Annotated in this window: 20 protein-coding genes and 1 riboswitch; of the genes, 11 read left to right on the top strand and 9 right to left on the bottom strand. The window is 72.1% G+C overall.

Translation table 11 applies throughout. The annotated features are described in order from the left end of the window. Positions 1-124 precede the first annotated feature (124 nt). Positions 125-553: an alternative ribosome rescue aminoacyl-tRNA hydrolase ArfB gene (gene arfB, locus ABZ956_RS18560; RefSeq protein WP_361894267.1), complete on the top strand. Its 429-nt coding sequence runs from the start codon at positions 125-127 to the stop codon at positions 551-553. A gap of 12 nt (positions 554-565) precedes the next feature. Here arfB and ABZ956_RS18565 read toward each other — a convergent pair whose 3' ends face one another. Further along, complete coding sequence (locus ABZ956_RS18565; RefSeq protein ID WP_361894270.1) at positions 566-1,066, bottom strand: flavin reductase family protein; 501 nt, start codon at positions 1,064-1,066, stop codon at positions 566-568. 372 nt (positions 1,067-1,438) lie between these two features. Here ABZ956_RS18565 and cdgB point away from each other — a divergent pair, with 372 nt between their 5' ends. Both cdgB and ABZ956_RS18575 read left to right on the top strand, forming a co-directional pair. Next, on the top strand, positions 1,439-3,235 hold the full coding sequence (gene cdgB, locus ABZ956_RS18570; protein ID WP_361894272.1) for a diguanylate cyclase CdgB: 1,797 nt from the start codon (positions 1,439-1,441) through the stop codon (positions 3,233-3,235). 178 nt (positions 3,236-3,413) lie between these two features. Continuing rightward, the gene (locus ABZ956_RS18575) at positions 3,414-4,358 is read left to right on the top strand and encodes a carbohydrate-binding protein (RefSeq protein WP_361894275.1); all 945 of its coding nucleotides are present in this window, start codon (positions 3,414-3,416) and stop codon (positions 4,356-4,358) included. Here the strand turns inward: ABZ956_RS18575 and ABZ956_RS18580 are convergent. The 5 genes from ABZ956_RS18580 to ABZ956_RS18600 all read right to left on the bottom strand — a co-directional run bounded on the left by ABZ956_RS18580 (position 4,345) and on the right by ABZ956_RS18600 (position 9,564). Further along, on the bottom strand, positions 4,345-5,187 hold the full coding sequence (locus ABZ956_RS18580) for a class II fructose-bisphosphate aldolase (RefSeq protein ID WP_361894278.1): 843 nt from the start codon (positions 5,185-5,187) through the stop codon (positions 4,345-4,347). The genes ABZ956_RS18575 and ABZ956_RS18580 overlap by 14 nt on opposite strands. Positions 5,188-5,382: 195 nt before the next feature. Then, on the bottom strand, positions 5,383-6,303 hold the full coding sequence (locus tag ABZ956_RS18585; protein WP_361894281.1) for a 1-phosphofructokinase family hexose kinase: 921 nt from the start codon (positions 6,301-6,303) through the stop codon (positions 5,383-5,385). Positions 6,304-6,425: 122 nt separating this feature from the next. Further along, positions 6,426-7,580 (bottom strand): N-acetylglucosamine-6-phosphate deacetylase, encoded by a 1,155-nt coding sequence (gene nagA, locus ABZ956_RS18590; protein ID WP_361894284.1) that lies wholly within the window; start codon positions 7,578-7,580, stop codon positions 6,426-6,428. Then, complete coding sequence (locus tag ABZ956_RS18595) at positions 7,580-8,548, bottom strand: ROK family protein (protein WP_361894287.1); 969 nt, start codon at positions 8,546-8,548, stop codon at positions 7,580-7,582. Before ABZ956_RS18595 ends, nagA begins: the two co-directional genes overlap by 1 nt. Before the next feature lie 101 nt (positions 8,549-8,649). Further along, positions 8,650-9,564: a sugar isomerase gene (locus ABZ956_RS18600; protein WP_361894290.1), complete on the bottom strand. Its 915-nt coding sequence runs from the start codon at positions 9,562-9,564 to the stop codon at positions 8,650-8,652. 250 nt (positions 9,565-9,814) lie between these two features. Here ABZ956_RS18600 and ABZ956_RS18605 point away from each other — a divergent pair, with 250 nt between their 5' ends. The 3 genes from ABZ956_RS18605 (at position 9,815) to otsB (ending at position 12,264) form a co-directional block, all read left to right on the top strand. Beyond that, a complete protein-coding gene (locus ABZ956_RS18605; protein WP_361894293.1) occupies positions 9,815-11,068 on the top strand; it encodes an extracellular solute-binding protein in 1,254 nt (417 codons plus the stop codon). Between the two features lie 10 nt (positions 11,069-11,078). Further along, positions 11,079-11,348 (top strand): DUF3263 domain-containing protein, encoded by a 270-nt coding sequence (locus tag ABZ956_RS18610; protein ID WP_361894296.1) that lies wholly within the window; start codon positions 11,079-11,081, stop codon positions 11,346-11,348. 76 nt (positions 11,349-11,424) lie between these two features. Next, on the top strand, positions 11,425-12,264 hold the full coding sequence (otsB, locus tag ABZ956_RS18615; protein ID WP_361894299.1) for a trehalose-phosphatase: 840 nt from the start codon (positions 11,425-11,427) through the stop codon (positions 12,262-12,264). Positions 12,265-12,299: 35 nt separating this feature from the next. On the opposite strand, the gene ABZ956_RS18620 is transcribed toward otsB, so the two are convergent. Next, positions 12,300-13,799, bottom strand: coding sequence for a trehalose-6-phosphate synthase (locus ABZ956_RS18620; protein ID WP_361894302.1), 1,500 nt, complete (start codon positions 13,797-13,799; stop codon positions 12,300-12,302). Positions 13,800-13,840: 41 nt separating this feature from the next. Continuing rightward, on the bottom strand, positions 13,841-14,788 hold the full coding sequence (locus ABZ956_RS18625) for a glucosyl-3-phosphoglycerate synthase (protein ID WP_361894305.1): 948 nt from the start codon (positions 14,786-14,788) through the stop codon (positions 13,841-13,843). Between the two features lie 162 nt (positions 14,789-14,950). Next, a riboswitch (SAM riboswitch) is annotated at positions 14,951-15,093 on the top strand. Between the two features lie 17 nt (positions 15,094-15,110). Between ABZ956_RS18625 and thrC the strand changes: the two genes are divergently transcribed. From thrC to ABZ956_RS18650, 5 genes are all read left to right on the top strand, one after another. Next, a complete protein-coding gene (gene thrC / locus ABZ956_RS18630; RefSeq protein ID WP_361894307.1) occupies positions 15,111-16,403 on the top strand; it encodes a threonine synthase in 1,293 nt (430 codons plus the stop codon). A 51-nt stretch (positions 16,404-16,454) separates the two neighbouring features. Further along, positions 16,455-16,730 carry a MoaD/ThiS family protein gene (locus ABZ956_RS18635; RefSeq protein WP_361894310.1) on the top strand — a complete coding sequence of 92 codons (276 nt, stop codon included), beginning with the start codon at positions 16,455-16,457 and terminating at the stop codon, positions 16,728-16,730. 433 nt (positions 16,731-17,163) lie between these two features. After that, on the top strand, positions 17,164-17,370 hold the full coding sequence (locus tag ABZ956_RS18640) for a cold-shock protein (protein WP_005486335.1): 207 nt from the start codon (positions 17,164-17,166) through the stop codon (positions 17,368-17,370). A 473-nt stretch (positions 17,371-17,843) separates the two neighbouring features. Continuing rightward, positions 17,844-19,466, top strand: a complete 1,623-nt coding sequence (groL, locus tag ABZ956_RS18645) for a chaperonin GroEL (RefSeq protein ID WP_071961765.1) — start codon at positions 17,844-17,846, stop codon at positions 19,464-19,466. A gap of 182 nt (positions 19,467-19,648) precedes the next feature. Beyond that, the gene (locus ABZ956_RS18650) at positions 19,649-21,298 is read left to right on the top strand and encodes a DNA repair helicase XPB (RefSeq protein ID WP_361894313.1); all 1,650 of its coding nucleotides are present in this window, start codon (positions 19,649-19,651) and stop codon (positions 21,296-21,298) included. Between the two features lie 12 nt (positions 21,299-21,310). On the opposite strand, the gene ABZ956_RS18655 is transcribed toward ABZ956_RS18650, so the two are convergent. Beyond that, complete coding sequence (locus ABZ956_RS18655; protein WP_361894316.1) at positions 21,311-21,439, bottom strand: hypothetical protein; 129 nt, start codon at positions 21,437-21,439, stop codon at positions 21,311-21,313. Positions 21,440-21,526 lie beyond the last annotated feature (87 nt).

Raw genomic sequence — 21,526 nt, forward strand, 5'->3', positions numbered from 1 at the left:
CCGACCTAGGGACGCAGGGTTCCAGCCTTCTTTACTTTCTTTGCCAATTCCTGATGGCGGCCGCGTCCCGGTTCGCCGCAAAACGAGGTGACGTGGGCGCCGGCGGCAAGGGAACATGGGACGCATGTCCGGTCCCCACGTCATCCGCGGCTCCGTCTTTCTGCCCGAGGCCGAGCTCATGTGGCGTTTCTCGCGTTCGTCCGGGCCGGGCGGGCAGCACGTCAATACCAGCGACAGCCAGGTCGAGCTGCGGTTCGATCTCGCGGCGACCGACGCGCTGCCGCCGGTGTGGAAGGAGCGCGCCCTTCAGCGGCTCGCCGGCCGGCTGGTCGACGGGGTCGTGACCGTACGGGCCTCCGAGCACCGTTCCCAGTGGCGCAACCGCGAGACCGCCGCCGTACGGCTGGCGTCGCTGCTGGCGGAGGCCACGGCGCCGCCGCCGAAGCCGCGGCGGCCCACGAAGATCCCCCGCGGTATCAACGAGCGGCGGCTGCGGGAGAAGAAGCAGCGCGCCGACACCAAGCGGGGCCGGTCGGGCCGGGACTGGTCCTGACACCGGGCCCCTTCATGCCAGGAAGCGGTACCGCCCCCGGAAGTACGTCAGGGGGCCGCTCTCCGTGCTCGGGGTCCCGGCCCGCAGGACGCGGCCGATGACCAGCGTGTGGTCCCCCGCCACCACCCGCTGCTCCGTGCGGCACTCCAGCAGGGACAGCGCGCCGCGCACGAGCGGTGCCCCCGTGACCTCGCCGCGCTCGTAGGCGATGTCCTCGAAGAGGAGCCGGTCGCTGATGCGGCCCTTCATCGCGAAGCGGCCGGCGATGTGGCGCTGGCTCTCGGAGAGGATCGAAACCGCCCACAGCGGATGGCGCGCCAGGAGATCGTCCATCCGGGAGTCGTTGCGAACGCTCACCATCACCAAGGGTGGCTCCAGCGAGACGGACACGAACGCGGTCGCCGTCATGCCGACGTCCTCGCCGCGCGGACCGTCCTCCGGGTCGTGCGCGGTCACCAGCACGACGCCCGCGGCGAGGCGGGAGAGGGCTGCGCGGAATTCGTCGGCGGTCACCCCATCAGGATGAGCTATGCCGGTCTCAGGGGGCGAAGTCGTCTGCAACACGCCCCGCACGCTAGCCGTCCCGGGGGATGAGCCGCATCGGGCTTCGGGACCAGACGGGTCCTAGGCCGAAAGCGCCTCGAAACCGCCGTGAAAGCGTCCCGAAAACGATCCTGCGATGTCTTCGAATTTGCGTTCACGAAGCATAGGGGCGCACTCGAACGCCAGTAGTAGGACTTCATCACACTTTGTGACTTGAGTCACAGAGGGCAGTAATTGTTGACCCTGTGTACCGGGTGGTCAGCTCGCTGTGATTCAGTGGCCCGGTAAACGGACGAACAAGAAGCCTGGAGTTGCTGTCGAGGTCTCGGGGGAGAGCGAGCTATGGAGACCGAGTCGGAGCCGTATGTCCGCCTGGCGACCTTGAGACAGGTCCATCAGGCGATCGCGGAACTGAACACCGCGCGCAGCCTCGCGGACACCTTGCAGACCGTCGCCGACGGCATCGTCGCCGGGCTCGGATATGAGCTCTCGGCCGTCAACCTCGTACGCCCGGACGGCGATCTCGTCGTGGCCGCGGTGGCCGGAAGCGCCAGCGCCGAGGCGCTCATGGCCGGCCGCGTCGGCTCCCGCGTGTCCTGGGAACGACGGCTGTCGATGGGCGACCACTGGGGCGGGCTGCGCTTCATCCCGTACACCGAGGGCTGGGTTCTCGACGAGGACGACGTGCCCCAGTGGCACACCGCCGGGCCCGCGCCGCGCTTCGCCGACGAGTGGCACCCGATGGACCGGCTCTTCGCCCCGATGTACACCGCCGGGCCCTCCGGCGGGGAGCTGCTCGGCGTCATCTCCGTGGACAAACCGCGCAACGGGCGCCGGCCCGGCCCCTGGGGCCGTGAGGCGCTCCAGATGTACGCGTCCCAGGCCGCGATTGCGATCAGTAATGCTCGTCTACGCGCAAATATGCAGCGCGCCCTGGTCCGGCTCGAACGCGAACAGCAGGCCCTGCGGGCCAGTGAGGAAAGCTTCCGCCAGGCATTCGAGTACGCCCCCAGCGGCATGGCCATCGCCGAGATGGGCGGCGACCAGCACGGCCGGCTGCACCGCACCAACGACGCGCTGTGCCGGCTGCTCGGCCGCTCCGCGTCGCAGATGCGCCGCTACTCCTTCTCCGACCTCGTCCACCCCGACGACATCGGCACCCTCCTGCGCACCTCCGCCGAGGGCGGCCGCGCCGAGCTGCGCCTGGCCCGGCGCGACGGCACGTTCGTGTGGGTGTCGCTGCGCAACTCCGTCGTGGCCGACGCCGCCGACGGGCCGCGCTTCCTGCTCACGCACGTCGAGGACATCGAGGAGCGCAAGCGGCACGAGCTCCAGCTCGCCCACCGCGCCAGCCACGACTCCCTGACCGGCCTGCCCAACAGCGCCGAGCTGCGCGCGCGCCTCAGCAGCAGGCTGTGCGGCCGCCCGCCCGGCAGCGAGACGCACGCCGCCGCGGCGGTGGGTCCCTACGGCTCCCTCGAGGGGTTCGCCGAGGTCGAGAGCACGGCGAGCGCGGCCGTGGGCGCCGCGGCGGGCGCGCTCGGCGCCGTGGACCTGCCGGGCGCCGCGGGCGCGGCCGGCGTGATGAGCGCCGCGCACGGCTTCGGCTCCGACACCGGGCCCGACTACGCGCCGGACTTCACGCCCGACGACTACGGCGGCGTGCCCGAGAGCCCGTACGGCCACCACGAACACCACCACGAGCACGCGATAGCCCCCGACGAGGACGTCGACGACGGCACGAAGGGCCTGGCCGTCCTCTTCTGCGACCTCGACGGCTTCAAGTCGATCAACGACCGCTTCGGCCACCACACCGGCGACGCCGTCCTCATAGAGGTGGCCCGGCGGCTGAGCAACGGCGTCCGCGACGGCGACACGGTCGCCAGACTCGGCGGCGACGAGTTCGTCGTCCTGGCCGACGGGCTGGCGCCGGCCGACGCCGAGGATCTCGCGGTCCGGCTGCGAAATGCGATCATTCCCCCGATAAGGGTTGATGGCCGTGCGGTGCGGGTAGGGGCGAGTTTCGGAATCGGCTGGGCGGGCTGCGGGATGTCCGCGGACGAGGTCCTGCACTCCGCTGACCAGCGCATGTACGTGGAAAAACGCTCTCGTGCCAAGGCCGGCCGACGGGCCGGTTGAGCCCCCTTGCGCCCCTCCCGGAGGGGTTGGGGCGCGGCGTGAAACCGCCCTGTCGGGGTAGGCTGCGCCGATGCGGCACCGCCGCCGACCGTGGTGGCCGCCCCGGCCTCGACAGCCGCGGTTTTGGCGCGTACGAGCGTGGGCGCCGATGGGCACACCATGTGGGGAGTGACAGGGGATGACGGCCGGTAACAACGGCACCGGTACGCCGGAGAACGACGACCCGTTCGGTTACCTGTACCGAGGCGGCGAGGGATCCACCGAGGGCGGTGGTTCCGCCACCCATCAGCCGGGCGTCCCCCGAACGTCGCACCACCAGGTACGCCCGGTCGGCTCCCGCACCTACGGCGGCCAGCAGGGCGCCGCTGCCCAGCGCCCCGCCCCGAACCCGCACTACGCCGCCCCCGAGACCCTCCCGGGCGGCATGCCGCCCTCGGCCCCCCAGCAGGGTGGCCACGGGTCCCAGGGCGGCGGCGCCCGGCCGAACCGGCGCGGCCTGCTCATAGCGGCCATAGCCGTGGTGCTCGTGGTCGCGGGCGGCATCGGCGTGGCGATCATGACCAATGGCTCGGACAAGGGCGACGACAAGCAGAACAGCGCGAGCGGCGGGGAGAACCCGGGCGGCGACGCGGACGACTCCGATTCCTCTTCGAAGAAGAAGGAAAAGGACAAGAAGGAAGAAGAGCCCAAGAACCCCTCGGCCAACGGGCAGAAGAAGCGCGACGCGGCGAGCCTGCGGCTCATCGGTGGTGCCACGACCGAGAAGTCGGTCTCGGGCGCGAAGGCGAACGACGGCGCTTACGTCACCGGCATGAACCAGCAGGGCGCGGGCGTCGAGTGGACGGTGGAGGTCCAGAGCGCCGGCCGGTACCGGTTGAACCTCTCCTACGGTGTCCCCGGTCAGGACGCGAATCTCACCATCACCGCCAACGGCAAGCGTGAGAGCAGGTCCATCGACATGAGGGACCACATCCACACCAAGCCGGGTGAGTGGTCGAGCAACTGGATGAGCACCTGGTCCGAGATCAGCCTCAACAAGGGGACGAACGTCATAAAGCTCTCCTGCGAGCCCGGCAACAAGTGCGACACGCACCTCGACCAGGTGTGGCTCAGCGGGGCCTGACGTTCCGTAGGTAGGCCGCCACCGTCTCCGCCATCGCCCCCCGTGCCGGGGCGAGGTACTTCCGGGGATCCACCGTCGACGGGTGGGCCTCCAGGAAGGCTCGTACCGTGCCGGTGAAGGCCGTGTTCAGGGCCGTGCCCACGTTGATCTTCGTCATGCCCGCCGCCACCGCCGCGCGGAGTTCGGGGTCCGGTACGCCCGAGGAGCCGTGCAGGACCAGGGGGACCGGGACCGCTTCGCGGAGGGCCGCGATCAGGGTGTGGTCGAGGGTGGCCGTGCGGGCGGTCATGGCGTGGGTGCTGCCGACGGCCACGGCCAGGGCGTCCACGCCCGTGTCGGCGACGTAGGCCGCCGCCTCGGCGGGGTCCGTGCGGACACCGGGCGTGTGGGCGTCGCCCGCCTTGCCGCCGACGCGGCCCAGTTCCGCCTCCAGCCACAGGCCGCGCTCGTGCGCCCAACGGGCCGCCTCCGCCGTGGCCTTGACGTTGTCTCCGTAGGGCAGCTTCGAGGCGTCGAACATCACTGACGTGAAGTCATGCGCCGACGCGGCGTGGAGGAGGGCGGTGCTCTCGACGTGGTCCAGGTGCAGTGCCAGGCGGGCGGTCGAGGAACGGGCGACCGCCGCCGTGGCGGCGGCGATGGGGGCGAGGCGGCCGCCGTGGAACTTCACGGCGTTCTCGGAGATCTGCAGGATGGCCGGGGCGCCGGCGGATTCGGCGCCGGCGGCGATGGCCTCGGCGTGTTCGACCGTGATGACGTTGAAGGCGGCTACGGCGCGGCGGGCTGCCTGAGCCGCCGACATGAGCTCACCGGTGTGGACGAGTGGCATGCGGGCTCAGCCCTCCTGTGGGTAACCGTGGCTCCGGCCGGTCCTGACGGTTCGGCACCGCCGGGCCGGCCCGTCCGGGCTCGGCGCCGTTGCGGCGGGAAGAAAGCCCCGGCCCCGCCCCTTCCCGAAACCGGGGCTTCGCCCCGGACCCCGGAGCTCGGCCAAGGCCCCTGCGGGGTAAGGCCGGCCCGTGCCTCACAGCTCCCTCACCCGTACCCGCGGCAGCGTCTCCTCGTACGTCGCGCGGTCGAACTCGCCCGCGGCCGGGGCGCGGACCGTCGCGGCCGACAGGGCCACGGCGCGGGTCAGGCGGTCGGGCCAGGGCAGGCCCTCGGACCAGGCGGAGAGGAGGCCGGCCACGGCGGAGTCGCCGGCGCCCGTGGGGTTGCCGGGCAGGGGCTCGGGCGGGGTGGCGTGCCAGGTGCCGTCCGGGGTGACGGCGAGGATGCCCTCGGGGCCCAGGGAGGCGGCCACCGCGTGGGCGCCGCGGCGGCGGGTGTCGAGGGCGGCGCGCAGGGGTTCGGTGGAGCCGGTCAGGGCGGCCAGTTCGGCGGCGTTCGGCTTGACCACGTCCGGGCGGGCGGCGACGCCGCGCCGCAGCGGCTCTCCGCTGGTGTCGAGGAGGACGGGTACGTGCCGGGTGCGGGCCTCGCGCACGAGGTGGGCGTACGCGCCGACCGGTACGCCCGGCGGCAGGCTGCCGCACAGGGCGACGGCCCGGGCGTCGCGCAGGAGGCGTACGTAACGCTCGTCGAAGGCGGCCCACTCGTCGGGGGTGACGTCCGGGCCGCCCTCGTTGAGCTGCGTGGTGTCGCCGGTGGAGTCGTCGGCGACGCCGACCGTGCGCCGGGTGTCGCCGGTGATGGGCACGAGCGCGTCCGTCAACGGGCCCGGGCACTCCGCGAGGAGCCGGCGCAGGGTGTTGCCCGTCGGGCCGCCCACGAAGCCGGTGACGACGCTCTCGTGGCCCAGTGCGGCCAGGACCCGCGCGACGTTGAGGCCCTTGCCGCCGGGGCGTTCGGCGGCCCGGGCGACGCGGTGCGAGGCGTGCGGGAGCAGGCGCGGGACGCGGTAGGTCAGATCGAGCGCGGCGTTGAGCGTGACCGTGAGGATCATCGGCGCCTCTCTCTCACGACTGCGTGACTTCCCCCATGACGGATGCGCGAGCGATCATGCCAAAACAGCGGCGGCAGGCCCAGACCTCGGGCCCCGCCGCCGCTGTTCAAATCGGGGGAGAATCACCCCACTTCGGGCCGAACCAGCCATTCGCCCTTGCGCATGACGCCGGCCACGTCGTACGAGGCGTCCAGCACGACCAGGTCCGCGTCCTTGCCGGGCTCCAGCGAGCCGACCCGGTCGGCGACGCCCAGCAGGCGCGCCGGATTGGCGGAAAGGGCCCGCACGACGTCCTCCACGGGCAGCCTGTCGACGGTCACCGCGCGCTTGAAGGCCGTGTCGAGCGTGAGCGTGGAGCCCGCGATCGAGCCCGCCGTCGGGCCGTCGGCGATGCGGGCCACACCGTCCTTGACCTCGACGCGCATCGGGCCGAGCGGGTACATGCCGTCGTTCATGCCCGCCGCGCCCATCGCGTCGGTGATGAACGCGACCCGGTCCGCGCCGGCGCGGGCGAACGCCAGCTCCAGGACGGCCGGGTGCAGATGCGTACCGTCGTTGATCAGCTCGACGGTGACCCGCTCGTCCTCCAGCAGCGCCGCGATCGGGCCGGGCGCGCGGTGCAGGAGCGAGGGCATGGCGTTGAAGAGGTGGGTGGCGACGGTCGCGCCGGCGTCGATGGCCGCGAGCGTGGCCTCGTACGTCGAGTCGGTGTGGCCTACGGCGGCGACGACACCGCTGTCGGCGAGCAGGCGTACCGACTCCAGGCCGCCTTCCAGCTCCGGCGCCAGCGTCATCATGCGGGCCGCGCCGCGCGCCGCGTCGACGAGCTTGCGGACGTCCGCCGGGTGCGGGGCGCGCAGCAGCTCCGGCTGGTGGGCGCCGCAGCGGTGCGGGGAGATGAACGGGCCCTCGAAGTGGATGCCGGCCAGGTCGCCCTGCTCGGTGAGCTCGGAGAGGACCGCGGCCTGCCGGGCCAGGTCGTCCAGGTCACCGGTGACCGTGGAGGCGACCATCGTCGTGGTGCCGTGCGCGCGGTGCGTACGGATCGCGGTGAGCGCCTCCTCGGCCGTGCCGGCGGAGAAGGACGCGCCACCGCCGCCGTGGACGTGGACGTCCACGAAGCCGGGGACGATCCAGTGCCCCGTCAGGTCGATGGTGGGTGCCTCGTGCGGCACGTCGTCCGCGATGCGGCCGCCCTCGACCGTGACGCGGCCCCCCTCCGCCACGCCGGTCGGCAGCACCACGCGGGCGCCGGTGAGAACCGTTCGTTCGACCATCAGGCGGATACCTCCGAGGGTTGCGTGGATTGCTTGGCGAGCAGGTCCCAGGCGAGCAGACCCGCGCCCAGGCAGCCGGCGGCGTCCCCGAGGGCCGCCGGGACGATGAGGGGGAGCTTCTGGAACGTCACGCGCCGCGCGACCGCCGCGCGCAGCGGTGCGAAGAGGGTGTCCCCGGCCTCCGCCAGCCCGCCGCCGATGATCAGCGTGCGGGGGTCGAGCAGGGTGAGGCCCATGACCAGGCCGTCGGCGAGGGCGTCGACCGCGTGCTGCCACACGGCGCGGGCGCGCGGGTCGCCGGCCTCGACGGCGCGGGCGCAGTCGGCGGCGTCGGCGGTCGCGTCGCCGCTCGCGGCGGCCCAGGCGCGGCCGACCGCCGAGGCGGAGGCGACCGTCTCCAGGCAGCCGCGGCCGCCGCAGCCGCACTCCGGCCCGTCGGGGCCGGGGCGCACGGCGATGTGGCCGATCTCGCCGGCGTAGCCGTGGGCGCCCTCCTCGATGCGGCCGTCGATGCCGATGGCGCCGGCTATGCCGGTGCCGAGGGGGACGAACAGGAAGCGGTCGGCGCCCCGGCCGGCGCCGATGCGGCCTTCGGCGAGGCCGCCGGTGCGGACGTCGTGGCCGACGGCGACGGGGGTGGTGCCGCTCTCCCCGCCGAGGCGGCGGCTCAGCAGGTCCCGGAGGGGGACGTCCCGCCAGCCGAGGTTGGCGGCGTAGACCGCGACCCCCTGGGCGGCGTCCACGATGCCGGGGACGGCCACGCCCGCCGCGGACGCGGGTTCGCCGAAGCGCCGCAGGCCGAGGTCGCGCAGCTCGGCGGCGAGGTCGAGGATGCCGGTCACGACGGCGCCGGGGCCCTCGGTGCGGCCTGTGGGGCGCCTGGTCTCGTGCAGGAGCGCGTGGTCGGCGCCGATCAGCGCGGCCTTGATGGCGGTGCCGCCCACGTCCAGGGCGATGACGTGTTTCACGCGTGTAGTTTTGCGCGTCCGGGCACGAAAGGTCTAGTCCACTCGCCGGGGGCCCTCACCCGCGGGCCCCCGACCCCACGTCCTCATTCGCCACATTCGTTCTATTCGTCGTCCAGAATCACGCTCCGCGTCAGGTTCCGGGGCGCGTCCGGGTTCAGGCCCCTCGACTCCGCCACCGCCACCGCCAGGCGCTGGGCGCGGACGAGGTCCGCCATGGGGTCGCGGGCGGGGTCCGTGGGGACGAGGGTGCCGCCCGCGCGGGTCACGTCGGTGGCCAGGCCCTTGGGGAGGGGGCCGAAGTGCCAGGTCGCGCGGCCCGGGGCGGAGATCGAGAGGGGGCCGTGGCGGTACTCCATGGAGGGGTACGACTCCGTCCACGCGCCCGCCGCCTCGCGCATCTTCAGGGCCGCCTCCTGGGCCAGGCCGTACGTCCAGCCGCTGCCCAGGAACGTCCACTGTTCCGCCTCCAGCACCTCGGGCGGCAGCGGGTCGGTCAGGGCCCACCCGGCGTCCGCCGCCGCGGCGGTGACGGGGCCTATGCCCTCCAGGGCCGTCCGCAGATAGGCCAGGGCCGTGGTCGCGAAGCGGGTCTGGACCACGGACTCCTCGTCCGCCCAGTCCAGCACCGCCACCTCGTCCGCCACGTCCGTCACCGGCGTCTTCGCGTCCGCCGTGATCGCCAGCGTGGGCGTGGGCCCGTGGACTGCCTCCAGCAGGCGCAGCACCTCCGTCGTCGTGCCCGAGCGGGTGATCGCCACGATGCGGTCGTACGCGCGCGTGAGCGGGAACTCCGACGCGGCGAAGGCGTCCGTCTCGCCCTGGCCCGCGGCCTCCCGCAGGGCCGCGTACGACTGGGCCATGAACCACGACGTGCCGCAGCCGGTCACCGCCACGCGCTCGCCCGGCCGGGGCAGGCCCGCCGCGCTCGCCGCGGCCTCGGCGGCGCGCCGCCAGCAGTCGGGCTGGGTGGCGAGTTCACGACCGGTGAGGGAGCCAAGGGAAGGGGAGGGCTTCATGCGCTGCTGCTCCTTGCGGGGTGCGGTGAGCGGTCATCCTGTGGATAGCAGCCCTCTGTGACCTGGGGGAAGAGCGCTACGGCGATACCGAAGCGCAACGCCGCAGCCGTAGACCGTAAGGTGGCGCGCGGGAGAAACTCACGGTCTCCACGGGACTCACGAATCCCAGGGGGGAGATTCACGGTCCTCCACAGGGCGAACACGAACCACAAGGTGGGTAGCAGTAGTGCAGCGGCGGCGGTTCTTGGGCATGACGGCGGCGGGTGCCGCGACGGCGGCGTTGGCGCCCGCGCTGACGGCGTGCGGGAGCGAGGGCCCCGGCGGCGACAAGAAGCTGAAGCTGATCGCTGCTGACTATGGCGACAAACCGGGCAACTCCTCCAAGAAGTACTGGGACTCGCTGGTCCGCGAGTTCGAGAAGGAGCACGGCGGCATCAAGGTCGACGTCGAGGTCTACAGCTGGACCGAGGTCGACAAGAAGGTCGCCGACCTGGTCGCCGCCGGCAAGGCGCCCGACCTCGCGCAGATCGGCGCGTACGCCGAATTCGCCGCGGACGGCAAGCTCTACAGCGCCGAACAGATGATCTCCATCCCCACGCAGGCGGAGTTCATCTCCTCGATCGCCAAGGCGGGCGAGGTGCACCGCGTGCAGTACGGCCTGCCGTTCGTCGGCAGCACCCGGCTGCTCTTCTTCAACAAGACGCTCTTCCGCCGGGCCGGCGTCGCCAAGGCCCCCGAGAGCTGGGACGAGCTCCAGGCCGCCGCCGTCAAGCTCAAGGCGGCCGGCGTGAAGATACCTTTCGGCCTGCCCCTCGGCCCCGAGGAGGCCCCGGCCGAGACCATGCTGTGGATGCTGGGCGGCGGCGGTGGCTACACCGACAACACCGGCGCGTACACCATCGGCTCGCCCGAGAACGTCAAGGCCTTCACCTGGCTGCGCGACGAGCTCGTCGGCAAGGGCCTCACCGGCTCCGGCGATCCGGCCCGCACCAACCGCCAGCAGGTCTTCGACGCGTTCGCCAAGGGCGAGGTCGGCATGCTGCACGGCCACCCGACGCTGATGCAGCAGGCCAAGGCCAACAACATCGAGTTCGACATGGCGCCGCTGCCCGGCGTCAAGGGCAAGGCCCACTCGACCATGGGCGTCGCCGACTGGATGATGGCCTTCAAGCGGAACGGCCACCGCGAGCAGATCGGCACGTTCCTCGACTTCGTCTACAGCAAGAACAACGTGCTCAACTTCACCGGCCAGTACGAGCTGCTGCCGGTGACCCACTCCGCGTCCACCGCGATGCAGGGCGACCAGCGGTACCACCACCTGTGGCAGTTCCTGGAGCAGCTGCAGAACGCCGAGTTCTACCCGGCCGACAAGACGTCCTGGGCGAAGGTCAGCGCGACGATCAAGGAAAAGATCGGCGCCGCCGTGCAGAAGGGCGGCGACCCGTCCGCCATCCTCGGCGAGATCCAGCGCGAGGCGGAGGCGACGGAGCTCGCGGACCGTTAGGTTGGGAGACGTGAACGAGGACCGGGGCGAGCCGCCGCAGGGCGGTCCCTCCGCGCACGGACTGTCCGGGCGCGATCTGGCCGTGCTCGCCCTGGAACGGCAGTCCTGGCCCGGCCCGGGCGCCAAGGAGCGGGCCGTGCGCGAGCGGCTCGGCATCACCCCGACCCGCTACTACCAGCTCCTCAACGCTCTCCTGGACGACCCGCGCGCCCTCGCCCACGACCCCGTCACGGTCAACCGGCTGCGGCGGCTGCGCGACGCCCGCCGCGAGCGCCGCTGACGCGGTCCGGGGCGGGCGTCCGTACGTCCCGTACAAGTGCCCGCCCCCGTGGCGGTGGCACCGGTAGGGTCGCCGTATGGGCAGCCACCCCCTTCCGGAACCCGTGACCGCCGCCGGCCGCGACGGCCTGGCCCACCTGCTGGCGCGACCCGAACGCGCGGTCGTCGCGCTCGACTTCGACGGCACGCTCGCCCAGATCGTGCCGGACCCCGAGCAGGCCCGCGCCCACCCCGGCGCCGTGCCCGCCCTCGCCCGGCTCGCGCCGCGCCTCGGCTCCGTCGCCGTGATCACCGGCCGCGCGGCCGGCGTGGCGGTGCGCTACGGCGGCTTCGCCGGAGTCGCCGGCCTGGAGCACCTCGTGGTGCTCGGCCACTACGGCGCCGAGCGCTGGGACGCGGTCACCGGCACCGTGCACGCCCCCGCGCCGCACCCGGGCGTCGCCGCCGTCCAGGCGGAACTCCCGGGCGTACTGGACGAATCGGGCGCCTGGCAGGGGACCTGGGTCGAGGACAAGGGCCGCGCCATCGCCGTCCACACCCGGCGCGCCGCCGACCCGCAGGCCGCCTTCGACGCCCTGCGCGAACCGCTCGCCGCGCTCGCCGCGCGCCACGGCCTCATCGTCGAGCCCGGCCGGCTGGTGCTGGAGCTGCGCCCGCCCGGCATGGACAAGGGCGTCGCCCTCGCCGAGTACGTACGCGAAGTCGACGCCTCCTGCGTCCTGTACGCCGGTGACGACCTCGGTGACCTCGCCGCCTTCGCGGCGGTGGAGAAACTGCGCTCCGAAGGGGTGCCCGGCACCCTCGTGTGCAGCGGCAGCGCCGAGGTCGCGGTGCTCGCGGAGCGGGCGGATCTCGTGGTGGACGGGCCGGCGGGCGTGGTGGAGCTGCTGACCGCGCTGGCGGCGAAGCTCGGCTGAGGCGTCCGGGGCCCCGCCCCGGCCCCCTCACCCCGTCACGGGACCAGCGCCGCCAGCTGTGCCGCGAACCAGCGGCCCGGCGGCAGGGCCGTGGCCGCCGCCGCGAGCCGCTTCGTGCGCTCGGCGCGCTCGCCGGGGTCCATCAGCAGGGCCAGATGCAGCGCGCGGGCGGTGGCCTCGATGTCGTACGGGTTGATCGTGAGGGCCTCGTCGCCCAGCTCCGCCGCCGCGCCCGCCTCGCGGGAGAGAACCAGCACGCAGCCGTGGTCGGAGACCACCGGGACCTCCTTGGCGACCAGGTTCATGCCGTCGCGGATGGGGTTGACCAGGGCCACGTCCGCCAGGCGGTAGGCGGCCAGGGAGCGGGGGAAGTCGTCCTCCAGATGGAGGGCCACCGGCTCCCAGTCGTCCGTGCCGAACTCGGCGTTGATCTCGCGGGCCAGCCGCCCGACCTCGGCCATGTAGTGGCGGTAGACGGCGAGGTCCTGCCGCGAGGGGTAGGCGAAGGCGATGTGCACCACCCGGCCGTGCCACTGCGGATGGTCCTGGAGCAGCCGCCGGTACGCGCGCAGGCCGCGCACGATGTTCTTCGACAGCTCCGTGCGGTCCACGCGCACGATCGTGCGCCGCCCCGGACCGATGCGCTCCCGCAGCGCCGCCAGCCGCTCCTCGACGTCCGGCCGGTGCGCGCGCTCCCGCAGGAAGTCCGCGTCCGCGCCGAGCCCGTGCACGCCGAGCCGGGTCGTGCGGCCCTCGAAGCGCACCGCCGTGACCACGCCGTCCTCGCGCACCGTCTCCGCCCCGAGCGTGCTCGTACAGCACGCGGCGAACGCCTCGGCCCAGCGGCGGGTCAGGAACGCGGCCCGGTCGCCGCCCAGGACACCGCGCAGCACCTGCGCGGCCACGTCGTCCGGAAGCAGCCGGTAGTAGTCCGGCGGGGCCCAGGGGGTGTGCGAGAAGTGCCCGATCCGCAGGTCCGGGCGGCGCTCGCGCAGCAGCCCCGGGACGAGCGTCAGGTGGTAGTCCTGCACCAGTACGGAGGCGCCCTCCGCGGCCTCCTCGGCGATCGCGTCCGCGAAGGCGGTGTTGTACGCCTCGTACGCCGCCCACTCGGCGCGGAAGCCGGCGTCGAAGGAGGGCTCCAGCGGGGTCTGCCAGAGCATGTGGTGGACGAACCACAGCACGGAATTGGCCACGCCGTTGTAGGCGGCGGCGAAGGTCTCCGGCGCGATGTCCAGCATCCGCACCTGGAGGCCGCCGGTGTCGGCCGCCGCGAGTCTTCGGCCCGCGCGCCCGGCCGCCTCACGGTCGCCCGCGCCCAGCGCGGCACACACCCACACGGCCGCCGCCCCCTCGGGGTCCCGCCCGATCTCGCTCAGCCCGGAGACCAGACCGCCGCCGCCCCGCCCGGCCACGAGCGAGCCGTCCTCGCGCAGCTTGTACGAGACGGGCCCCCGGTTGGAGGCCACGACGATCGGCGCGGCGGCGATCGGCGCGGCGGCGATCGGTACGTCCGGCGTGTGCTCAGCGACCATGACCGCAGCCTTGCCCCTGAGGGAACCGCTCAAACGTACGCTTACGCGGCGCGCCGCCGTGCGTACTCGGGTATGCCGGCCATCGGCGGCCGCTCCTCGGTGTCCACCGCGTACGTGCGCGGCACGAATCCCCGCTCCGTGCGCTCGAACTGGGTGAGCGCCGGGCGCACCAGATGGCCGCGCGCCAGCCGCAGCTGGGCGGTGCGGTAGATGGCGGCGGCCATACGGCCCAGGGCGCGGCCGTCCTGGTGCCGGTGCACCCGCACCCCGACGTCCACCTGGGCCAGCGCGTCCAGCCCCACCGTGTGCAGCGCGTCCACCAGCAGGCCCAGCTCCACGCCGTAGCCCACCGGGAACGGCAGTCGCTCCAGCAGCGAGCGGCGGGCCGCGTACTCGCCGCCCAGCGGCTGGACGAAGCCCGCCAGCTGCGGCCAGTGCAGGTTCAGCAGCGGGCGCGCCACCAGCTCGGTCACCCGGCCGCCCTGGCCGGAGACCTCGCCCAGCGGACGGTCGTACATGCCCTTGACGAAGTGCACGTCGGGGTCGGTCAGCAGCGGGCCGACGATGCCGGAGACGAAGCCGGCGGAGAAGTCCTTCAGGTCCGCGTCGATGAAGCAGACGATGTCACCGGTGGTCGCCAGCAGCGACCGCCACAGCACCTCGCCCTTGCCGGGCAGCGCGGGCAGCCGCGGCAGGACGTCGTCGCGGTGCACCACGCGCGCCCCGGCCGCCGCCGCGACCTCGCCCGTACGGTCCGTCGAGCCGGAGTCCAGCACCACCAGCTCGTCCACCAGCGGCACGGCCTCGGACATCAGCTCCCGGCGGATCGTGGCCACGATGGCCCCGACCGTGGCCTCCTCGTTCAGCGCCGGCAGCACGACGCTGACCGTGGTGCCGGTTGCGGCCTTCGCGGCGAGGAGCCGGTCGAGCGGGCGGTCTGCCGCGGACCAGGACCGCCGGGCCAGCCAGCGCTCCACCTCTTCCAGCACGTGTGCCACTCCTTGCGTCTGCGCGTCCTGTGACGCATCTCGCGGTGCGGACGGCCCTCTCAAGCGGCCATCCCTTCCGTTACAGTCTTGAACAACGCGGACGGCCGCCCTATGTCGGGGTCGTCGTGCGGACAAACGCCTGGGCCCCGCCCAGTGCCATACCGCTCATCCAGAGGGGCAGAGGGACACGGCCCGTTGAAGCCCCGGCAACCCTCCAGCCGGTCTCGGTCACACGACGCGAGGCTCCCGGCGGGGAAGGTGCCAAATCCGTCTCGTGGTGACGTCCGCCGCGAGGAAGATGAGGAGAAAGGGCCTCGCCTCCATGGCTGTGCAAGCCGTTGAAAGCGTTACTACTTCCGTAGCCTCCCCCGCCTTCGGTCCCGCCGTGGCGCTCTCCTGCCGCGAGTGCGGCGAGCGCTGCGACCTCGGTCCGGTCTTCGCCTGCGCCGTCTGCTTCGGGCCGCTCGAGGTGGCCTACGAACTGCCCGCCGGCGACCCGGAGGAGCTGCGCCGGCGCATCGAGGCCGGACCCGCCAGCATCTGGCGGTACGCCCCGCTGCTGCCCGTCCCCGCGGACGTCGCCGGCAAGCCGAACCTCAACCCCGGCTTCACCAAGCTCGTCAAGGCCGACAACCTCGCCCGCGAACTGGGCGTCACCGGCGGCCTGTACGTCAAGGACGACTCCGGCAACCCCACGCACTCCTTCAAGGACCGCGTCGTCGCCATCGCCGTCGAGGCCGCCCGCGCCTTCGGCTTCACCACCCTCTCCTGCTCCTCCACCGGCAACCTCGCCGGCGCGGTCGGCGCGGCGGCGGCCCGCGCGGGCCTGAAGTCCTGCGTGTTCATCCCGCACGACCTGGAGGCCGGCAAGGTCGTCATGGCCGCGGTCTACGGCGGCGACCTCGTCGGCATCGAGGGCACCTACGACGACGTCAACCGCTTCTGCTCCGAGCTCATCGGCGACCCGCTGGGCGAGGGCTGGGGCTTCGTCAACGTCAACCTGCGCCCGTACTACGGCGAGGGCTCCAAGACGCTCGCGTACGAGATCTGCGAGCAGCTGGGCTGGCGGCTGCCGGACCAGATCGTGGTGCCGATCGCCTCGGGCTCCCAGCTGACGAAGATCGACAAGGGGCTCCGGGAGCTCATCGCGCTCGGGCTGGTCGAGGACCGCCCGTACAAGATCTTCGGCGCCCAGGCGGAGGGCTGCTCGCCGGTCTCGCGGGCGTTCAAGGACGGGCACGAGGTCGTACGGCCGGTGAAGCCGGACACCATCGCGAAGTCCCTCGCCATCGGCAACCCCGCGGACGGACCGTACGTGCTCGACATCGCACGGCGGACGGGCGGCGCCGTCGAGGACGTCACCGACACCGAGATCGTCGACGCCATCAGGCTGCTGGCCCGGACGGAGGGCATCTTCGCGGAGACGGCGGGCGGGGTGACGGTGGGCGTCACCCGCAAGCTGATCGAGGCGGGGGTGCTCGATCCGGCGCTGACCACGGTCGTGCTCAACACGGGGGACGGGCTCAAGACGCTCGACGCGGTGGCGGCGGGGCCGACGGCGACGATCCGGCCGTCGCTGGAGGCGTTCCGCGCCGTCGGCCTCGCCGGCCGCTGACAGCACACGACTTCGTTCCCACGTCCCCCAGCTTTCACCAGAGGTGATCCCATGAGCGTCAGCGTCCGTATCCCCACCATCCTTCGCACCTACACCTCCGGCCGGGCCGAGGTCAGCGCCGAGGGCGCCACCCTCGCCGAGGTCATCGCGTCCCTGGAGGCCGACCACCCCGGAATCGCCGCCCGTGTCCTCGACGAGAGCGGCAAGCTGCGCCGGTTCGTCAACGTGTACGTCAACGACGACGACGTGCGGTTCGAGGGCGGCCTGGAGGCCGCCACGCCCGACGGGGCGGGGGTCTCGATCATTCCGGCGGTGGCCGGCGGCTGACGGGTCAAATCATTGGCCTGAGCTTTCCGAAGGGTTCCTGAGCATTTCCCCGGAATCGCCCCGCCCGTTAAACGGACGGGGCGATTCCGTCTGTTGAAGCGCGATACAGTTGGGGCGTTCCCCCTCCGGCGTCACCGCCGAACGCATATGAGAACCCGTCAAGTTGTGCGCGTAACGTGTGCACGAATTGTCGGGTTGGCTGTGTTATGCCCGGCCCGACTTGCCCGGGAAGCGGTGGAAATCGGTGCTAATAAGCACTCGGCCACGCCCGGAATTCTCGTCCGACTGACCTGTTGCAGACGGCATCCGTGCAGATACATTCAGCCGCGGTCGACGCGTTCCGGCGCACACCTCCAACCTGTCTGGGGGTGAGGTCTGACCCGGGTCCGCGAGGTGCGGTCCTGCGCAAGGGCCAGTAATAGGGGAGTTAGGCATGGCTCAGGGCACCGTCAAGTGGTTCAACGCGGAGAAGGGGTACGGCTTCATCGCGGTCGACGGTGGTGCGGATGTTTTCGTCCACTACAGCGCGATTCAGATGGACGGCTACCGCACCCTCGAGGAGGGGCAGCGAGTCGAGTTCGAGATCTCGCAGGGCCAGAAGGGGCCTCAGGCGGACATGGTGAGGCTGGCCGCCGGCTGATCACGTCGCATCGACCACCGGCTCATACGGCTCACCGTCGAGGGGTCCGCACCTGTTACGGGTGCGGGCCCCTCGCGTGTGCGCGGGCGCGGGGATGGGCAGGGTTGCGGACGGCGGGGTGATCCCACCGCTCCGGGGTGGATACACGCCAGACCGCTTGCGCCCCCGGCTAACGCCGGGAGGTGCCCCCCTGCCACCTAGGGTGGATACGCGCCAGACCGCTTGCGCCCCCGGCTAACGCCGGGAGGTGCCCCCCTGCCACCTAGGGTGGATACACGCCAGACCGCTTGCACTCGTGGGGGTCGAGTGCTAATCATTGGGCTTAGCACTCTCCGGGTGAGAGTGACAGATTTGGACCGTCGGTGAGGTCGGCGAGCCAAGCGGGGCAAGGAACCGCGGGGCACGCAGGCCGTCCGTCGCGGGCGCCAGCGCGGTCCGGAGCAATCCACCCCGTCCTGGGAGGACCACTTCACATGGCCAAGATCATCGCGTTCGACGAGGAGGCACGGCGCGGTCTCGAGCGCGGGATGAACCAGCTCGCCGACGCCGTCAAGGTCACCCTCGGCCCCAAGGGCCGGAACGTCGTCCTCGAGAAGAAGTGGGGCGCCCCCACGATCACCAACGATGGTGTTTCCATCGCCAAGGAGATCGAGCTCGAGGACCCGTACGAGAAGATCGGCGCCGAGCTGGTCAAGGAGGTCGCGAAGAAGACGGACGACGTCGCCGGTGACGGCACGACGACCGCGACCGTCCTCGCCCAGGCGCTGGTGCGCGAGGGTCTGCGCAACGTGGCCGCCGGTGCCAACCCGATGGCGCTGAAGCGTGGCATCGAGAAGGCCGTCGAGGCCGTCTCCGCCGCCCTGCTCGAGCAGGCCAAGGACGTGGAGACCAAGGAGCAGATCGCCTCCACCGCCTCCATCTCCGCCGCCGACACCCAGATCGGCGAGCTCATCGCCGAGGCGATGGACAAGGTCGGCAAGGAAGGCGTCATCACCGTCGAGGAGTCCCAGACCTTCGGTCTGGAGCTGGAGCTCACCGAGGGTATGCGCTTCGACAAGGGCTACATCTCGGCGTACTTCGCCACCGACATGGAGCGTATGGAGGCGTCGCTCGACGACCCGTACATCCTGATCGTCAACTCGAAGGTCGGCTCGGTCAAGGACCTGCTGCCGCTCCTCGAGAAGGTCATGCAGTCCGGCAAGCCGCTGCTGATCATCGCCGAGGACGTCGAGGGCGAGGCCCTGTCGACCCTGGTCGTCAACAAGATCCGCGGCACCTTCAAGTCCGTCGCGGTCAAGGCTCCGGGCTTCGGCGACCGCCGCAAGGCCATGCTGGGCGACATCGCCATCCTCACCGGTGGCACGGTCATCTCCGAGGAGGTCGGCCTCAAGCTGGAGAACGCCGGTCTCGACCTGCTCGGCCGCGCCCGCAAGGTCGTCATCACCAAGGACGAGACGACCATCGTCGACGGTGCCGGTGACAGCGACCAGGTCCAGGGCCGCGTCAACCAGATCCGCGCCGAGATCGAGAACAGCGACTCCGACTACGACCGCGAGAAGCTGCAGGAGCGCCTGGCGAAGCTGGCCGGCGGCGTGGCCGTCATCAAGGCCGGTGCCGCGACCGAGGTCGAGCTCAAGGAGCGCAAGCACCGCATCGAGGACGCCGTCCGCAACGCGAAGGCGGCCGTCGAGGAGGGCATCGTCGCCGGTGGTGGCGTGGCCCTGCTGCAGGCCTCCCAGGTCTTCGAGAAGCTCGAGCTCGAGGGCGACGAGGCGACCGGCGCCAACGCCGTGAAGCTGGCCCTGGAGGCCCCGCTCAAGCAGATCGCCGTCAACGGTGGTCTCGAGGGCGGCGTCGTCGTGGAGAAGGTCCGCAACCTCACCGTGGGTCACGGCCTGAACGCCGCGACCGGCGAGTACGTCGACATGATCGCCGAGGGCATCATCGACCCGGCGAAGGTCACCCGCTCCGCCCTGCAGAACGCCGCGTCCATCGCCGCGCTCTTCCTGACCACCGAGGCCGTCATCGCCGACAAGCCGGAGAAGGCCGCCGCGGCCGCTCCGGGCGGCATGCCCGGCGGTGAGATGGACTTCTGATCGACCACTGACGGTTGATCGCCTGTCCTCAAGGACACCGGGGCGGCACTCCCTCACGGGAGTGCCGCCCCGGTGGCGTTTCCGGGGGGAGCCCCCGGGAGCACCCGGCTCCCGCGAACCCCGCGCCTCGCACCAGGCATGCGGCATACTAGAAGTTTGGCTTTTACCGAAAGGGTGCAGGCGTGAACGGACCCCTCATCGTCCAGAGCGACAAGACCCTGCTGCTGGAGGTGGACCACGAGCAGGCGGACGCGTGCCGCCGTGCCATCGCGCCGTTCGCCGAGCTGGAGCGGGCGCCCGAGCACATCCACACGTACCGGGTGACGCCGCTCGGGCTGTGGAACGCGCGGGCCGCCGGCCATGACGCCGAGCAGGTCGTCGACGCGCTCGTCACGTACTCCCGCTACCCCGTGCCGCACGCCCTGCTCGTCGACATCGCCGAGACCATGGCCCGCTACGGGCGGCTCAGGCTGGTCAAGCACCCCACGCACGGGCTGGTGCTGGAGAGCACCGACCGGCCGGTGCTGGAGGAGATCCTCCGCTCGAAGAAGATCCAGCCGCTGGTCGGCGCCCGGATCGACCCCGACACCGTCGGCGTCCACCCCTCCGAGCGCGGGCAGATCAAGCAGACGCTGCTGAAGCTGGGCTGGCCGGCCGAGGACCTGGCCGGGTACGTCGACGGCGAGGCACACGCCATCGAGCTGCGCGAGGACGGCTGGGCGCTGCGCCCGTACCAGCGGCAGGCCGTCGAGGGCTTCTGGCACGGGGGCTCGGGCGTGGTCGTGCTGCCCTGTGGCGCGGGCAAGACGCTCGTCGGCGCGGGCGCGATGGCGCAGGCCAAGGCGACGACGCTGATCCTGGTCACCAACACCGTCTCGGCGCGGCAGTGGAAGCACGAGCTGGTCAAGCGGACCTCGCTGACCGAGGACGAGATCGGCGAGTACAGCGGGACGAAGAAGGAGATCCGCCCCGTCACCATCGCCACCTACCAGGTGCTGACGACGAAGCGGAAGGGCATCTACCCGCACCTGGAGCTGTTCGACTCCCGCGACTGGGGCCTGGTCGTCTACGACGAGGTGCACCTGCTGCCCGCGCCGGTCTTCAAGTTCACGGCCGATCTGCAGGCGCGGCGCCGGCTGGGGCTGACCGCCACGCTGGTGCGGGAGGACGGGCGGGAGTCCGACGTCTTCTCCCTCATCGGGCCCAAGCGCTTCGACGCGCCCTGGAAGGAGATCGAGGCCCAGGGCTACATCGCCCCGGCGGACTGCGTAGAGGTGCGCGTCAACCTCACCGACTCCGAGCGGCTGGCGTACGCGACGGCCGAGACGGAGGAGAAGTACCGCTACTGCGCGACGACCGCCACCAAGCGGAAGGTCACCGAGGCGCTGGTGCGCAAGCACCAGGGGGAGCAGACGCTGGTCATCGGCCAGTACATCGACCAGCTGGACGAGCTGGGCGAGCACCTGGACGCGCCCGTCATCAAGGGCGAGACGACCAACGCCCAGCGCGAGAAGCTCTTCGACGCCTTCCGGCAGGGCGAGATCTCCGTGCTGGTCGTCTCCAAGGTCGCGAACTTCTCGATCGACCTGCCGGAGGCGACGGTCGCCATCCAGGTGTCGGGCACGTTCGGGTCGCGGCAGGAGGAGGCGCAGCGGCTGGGGCGCGTGCTGCGGCCGAAGGCGGACGGCCACGAGGCCCGCTTCTACTCGGTGGTCGCCCGTGACACGGTCGACCAGGACTTCGCGGCGCACCGCCAGCGCTTCCTGGCCGAGCAGGGCTACGCGTACCGCATCGTCGACGCGGACTCGCTGCTGGCGGAGGAGGGCGCCTGAGCGTGCTGCCGCTCAGGCCCGGCGCTTGTCGGCGTACTCGCCGAGGACGACGACGCTGACGGCCGCGCCCGCGAACGCCTTGAGGGCGCGGAGGGCGGTGGCCAGCGGGGAGGCGGCGGGGGTGACGGATGCTGTGGTCATGTCTTCCATGATGGTTTCCGGCCGTGCCCCGGGCATCGGCCTGGCGGTGTAAACGGGCGGGTGCGGCCGTACGACCGGAGGATCATG

This window comes from Streptomyces sp. NPDC046261, assembly GCF_040646235.1.
Classification (GTDB): domain Bacteria; phylum Actinomycetota; class Actinomycetes; order Streptomycetales; family Streptomycetaceae; genus Streptomyces.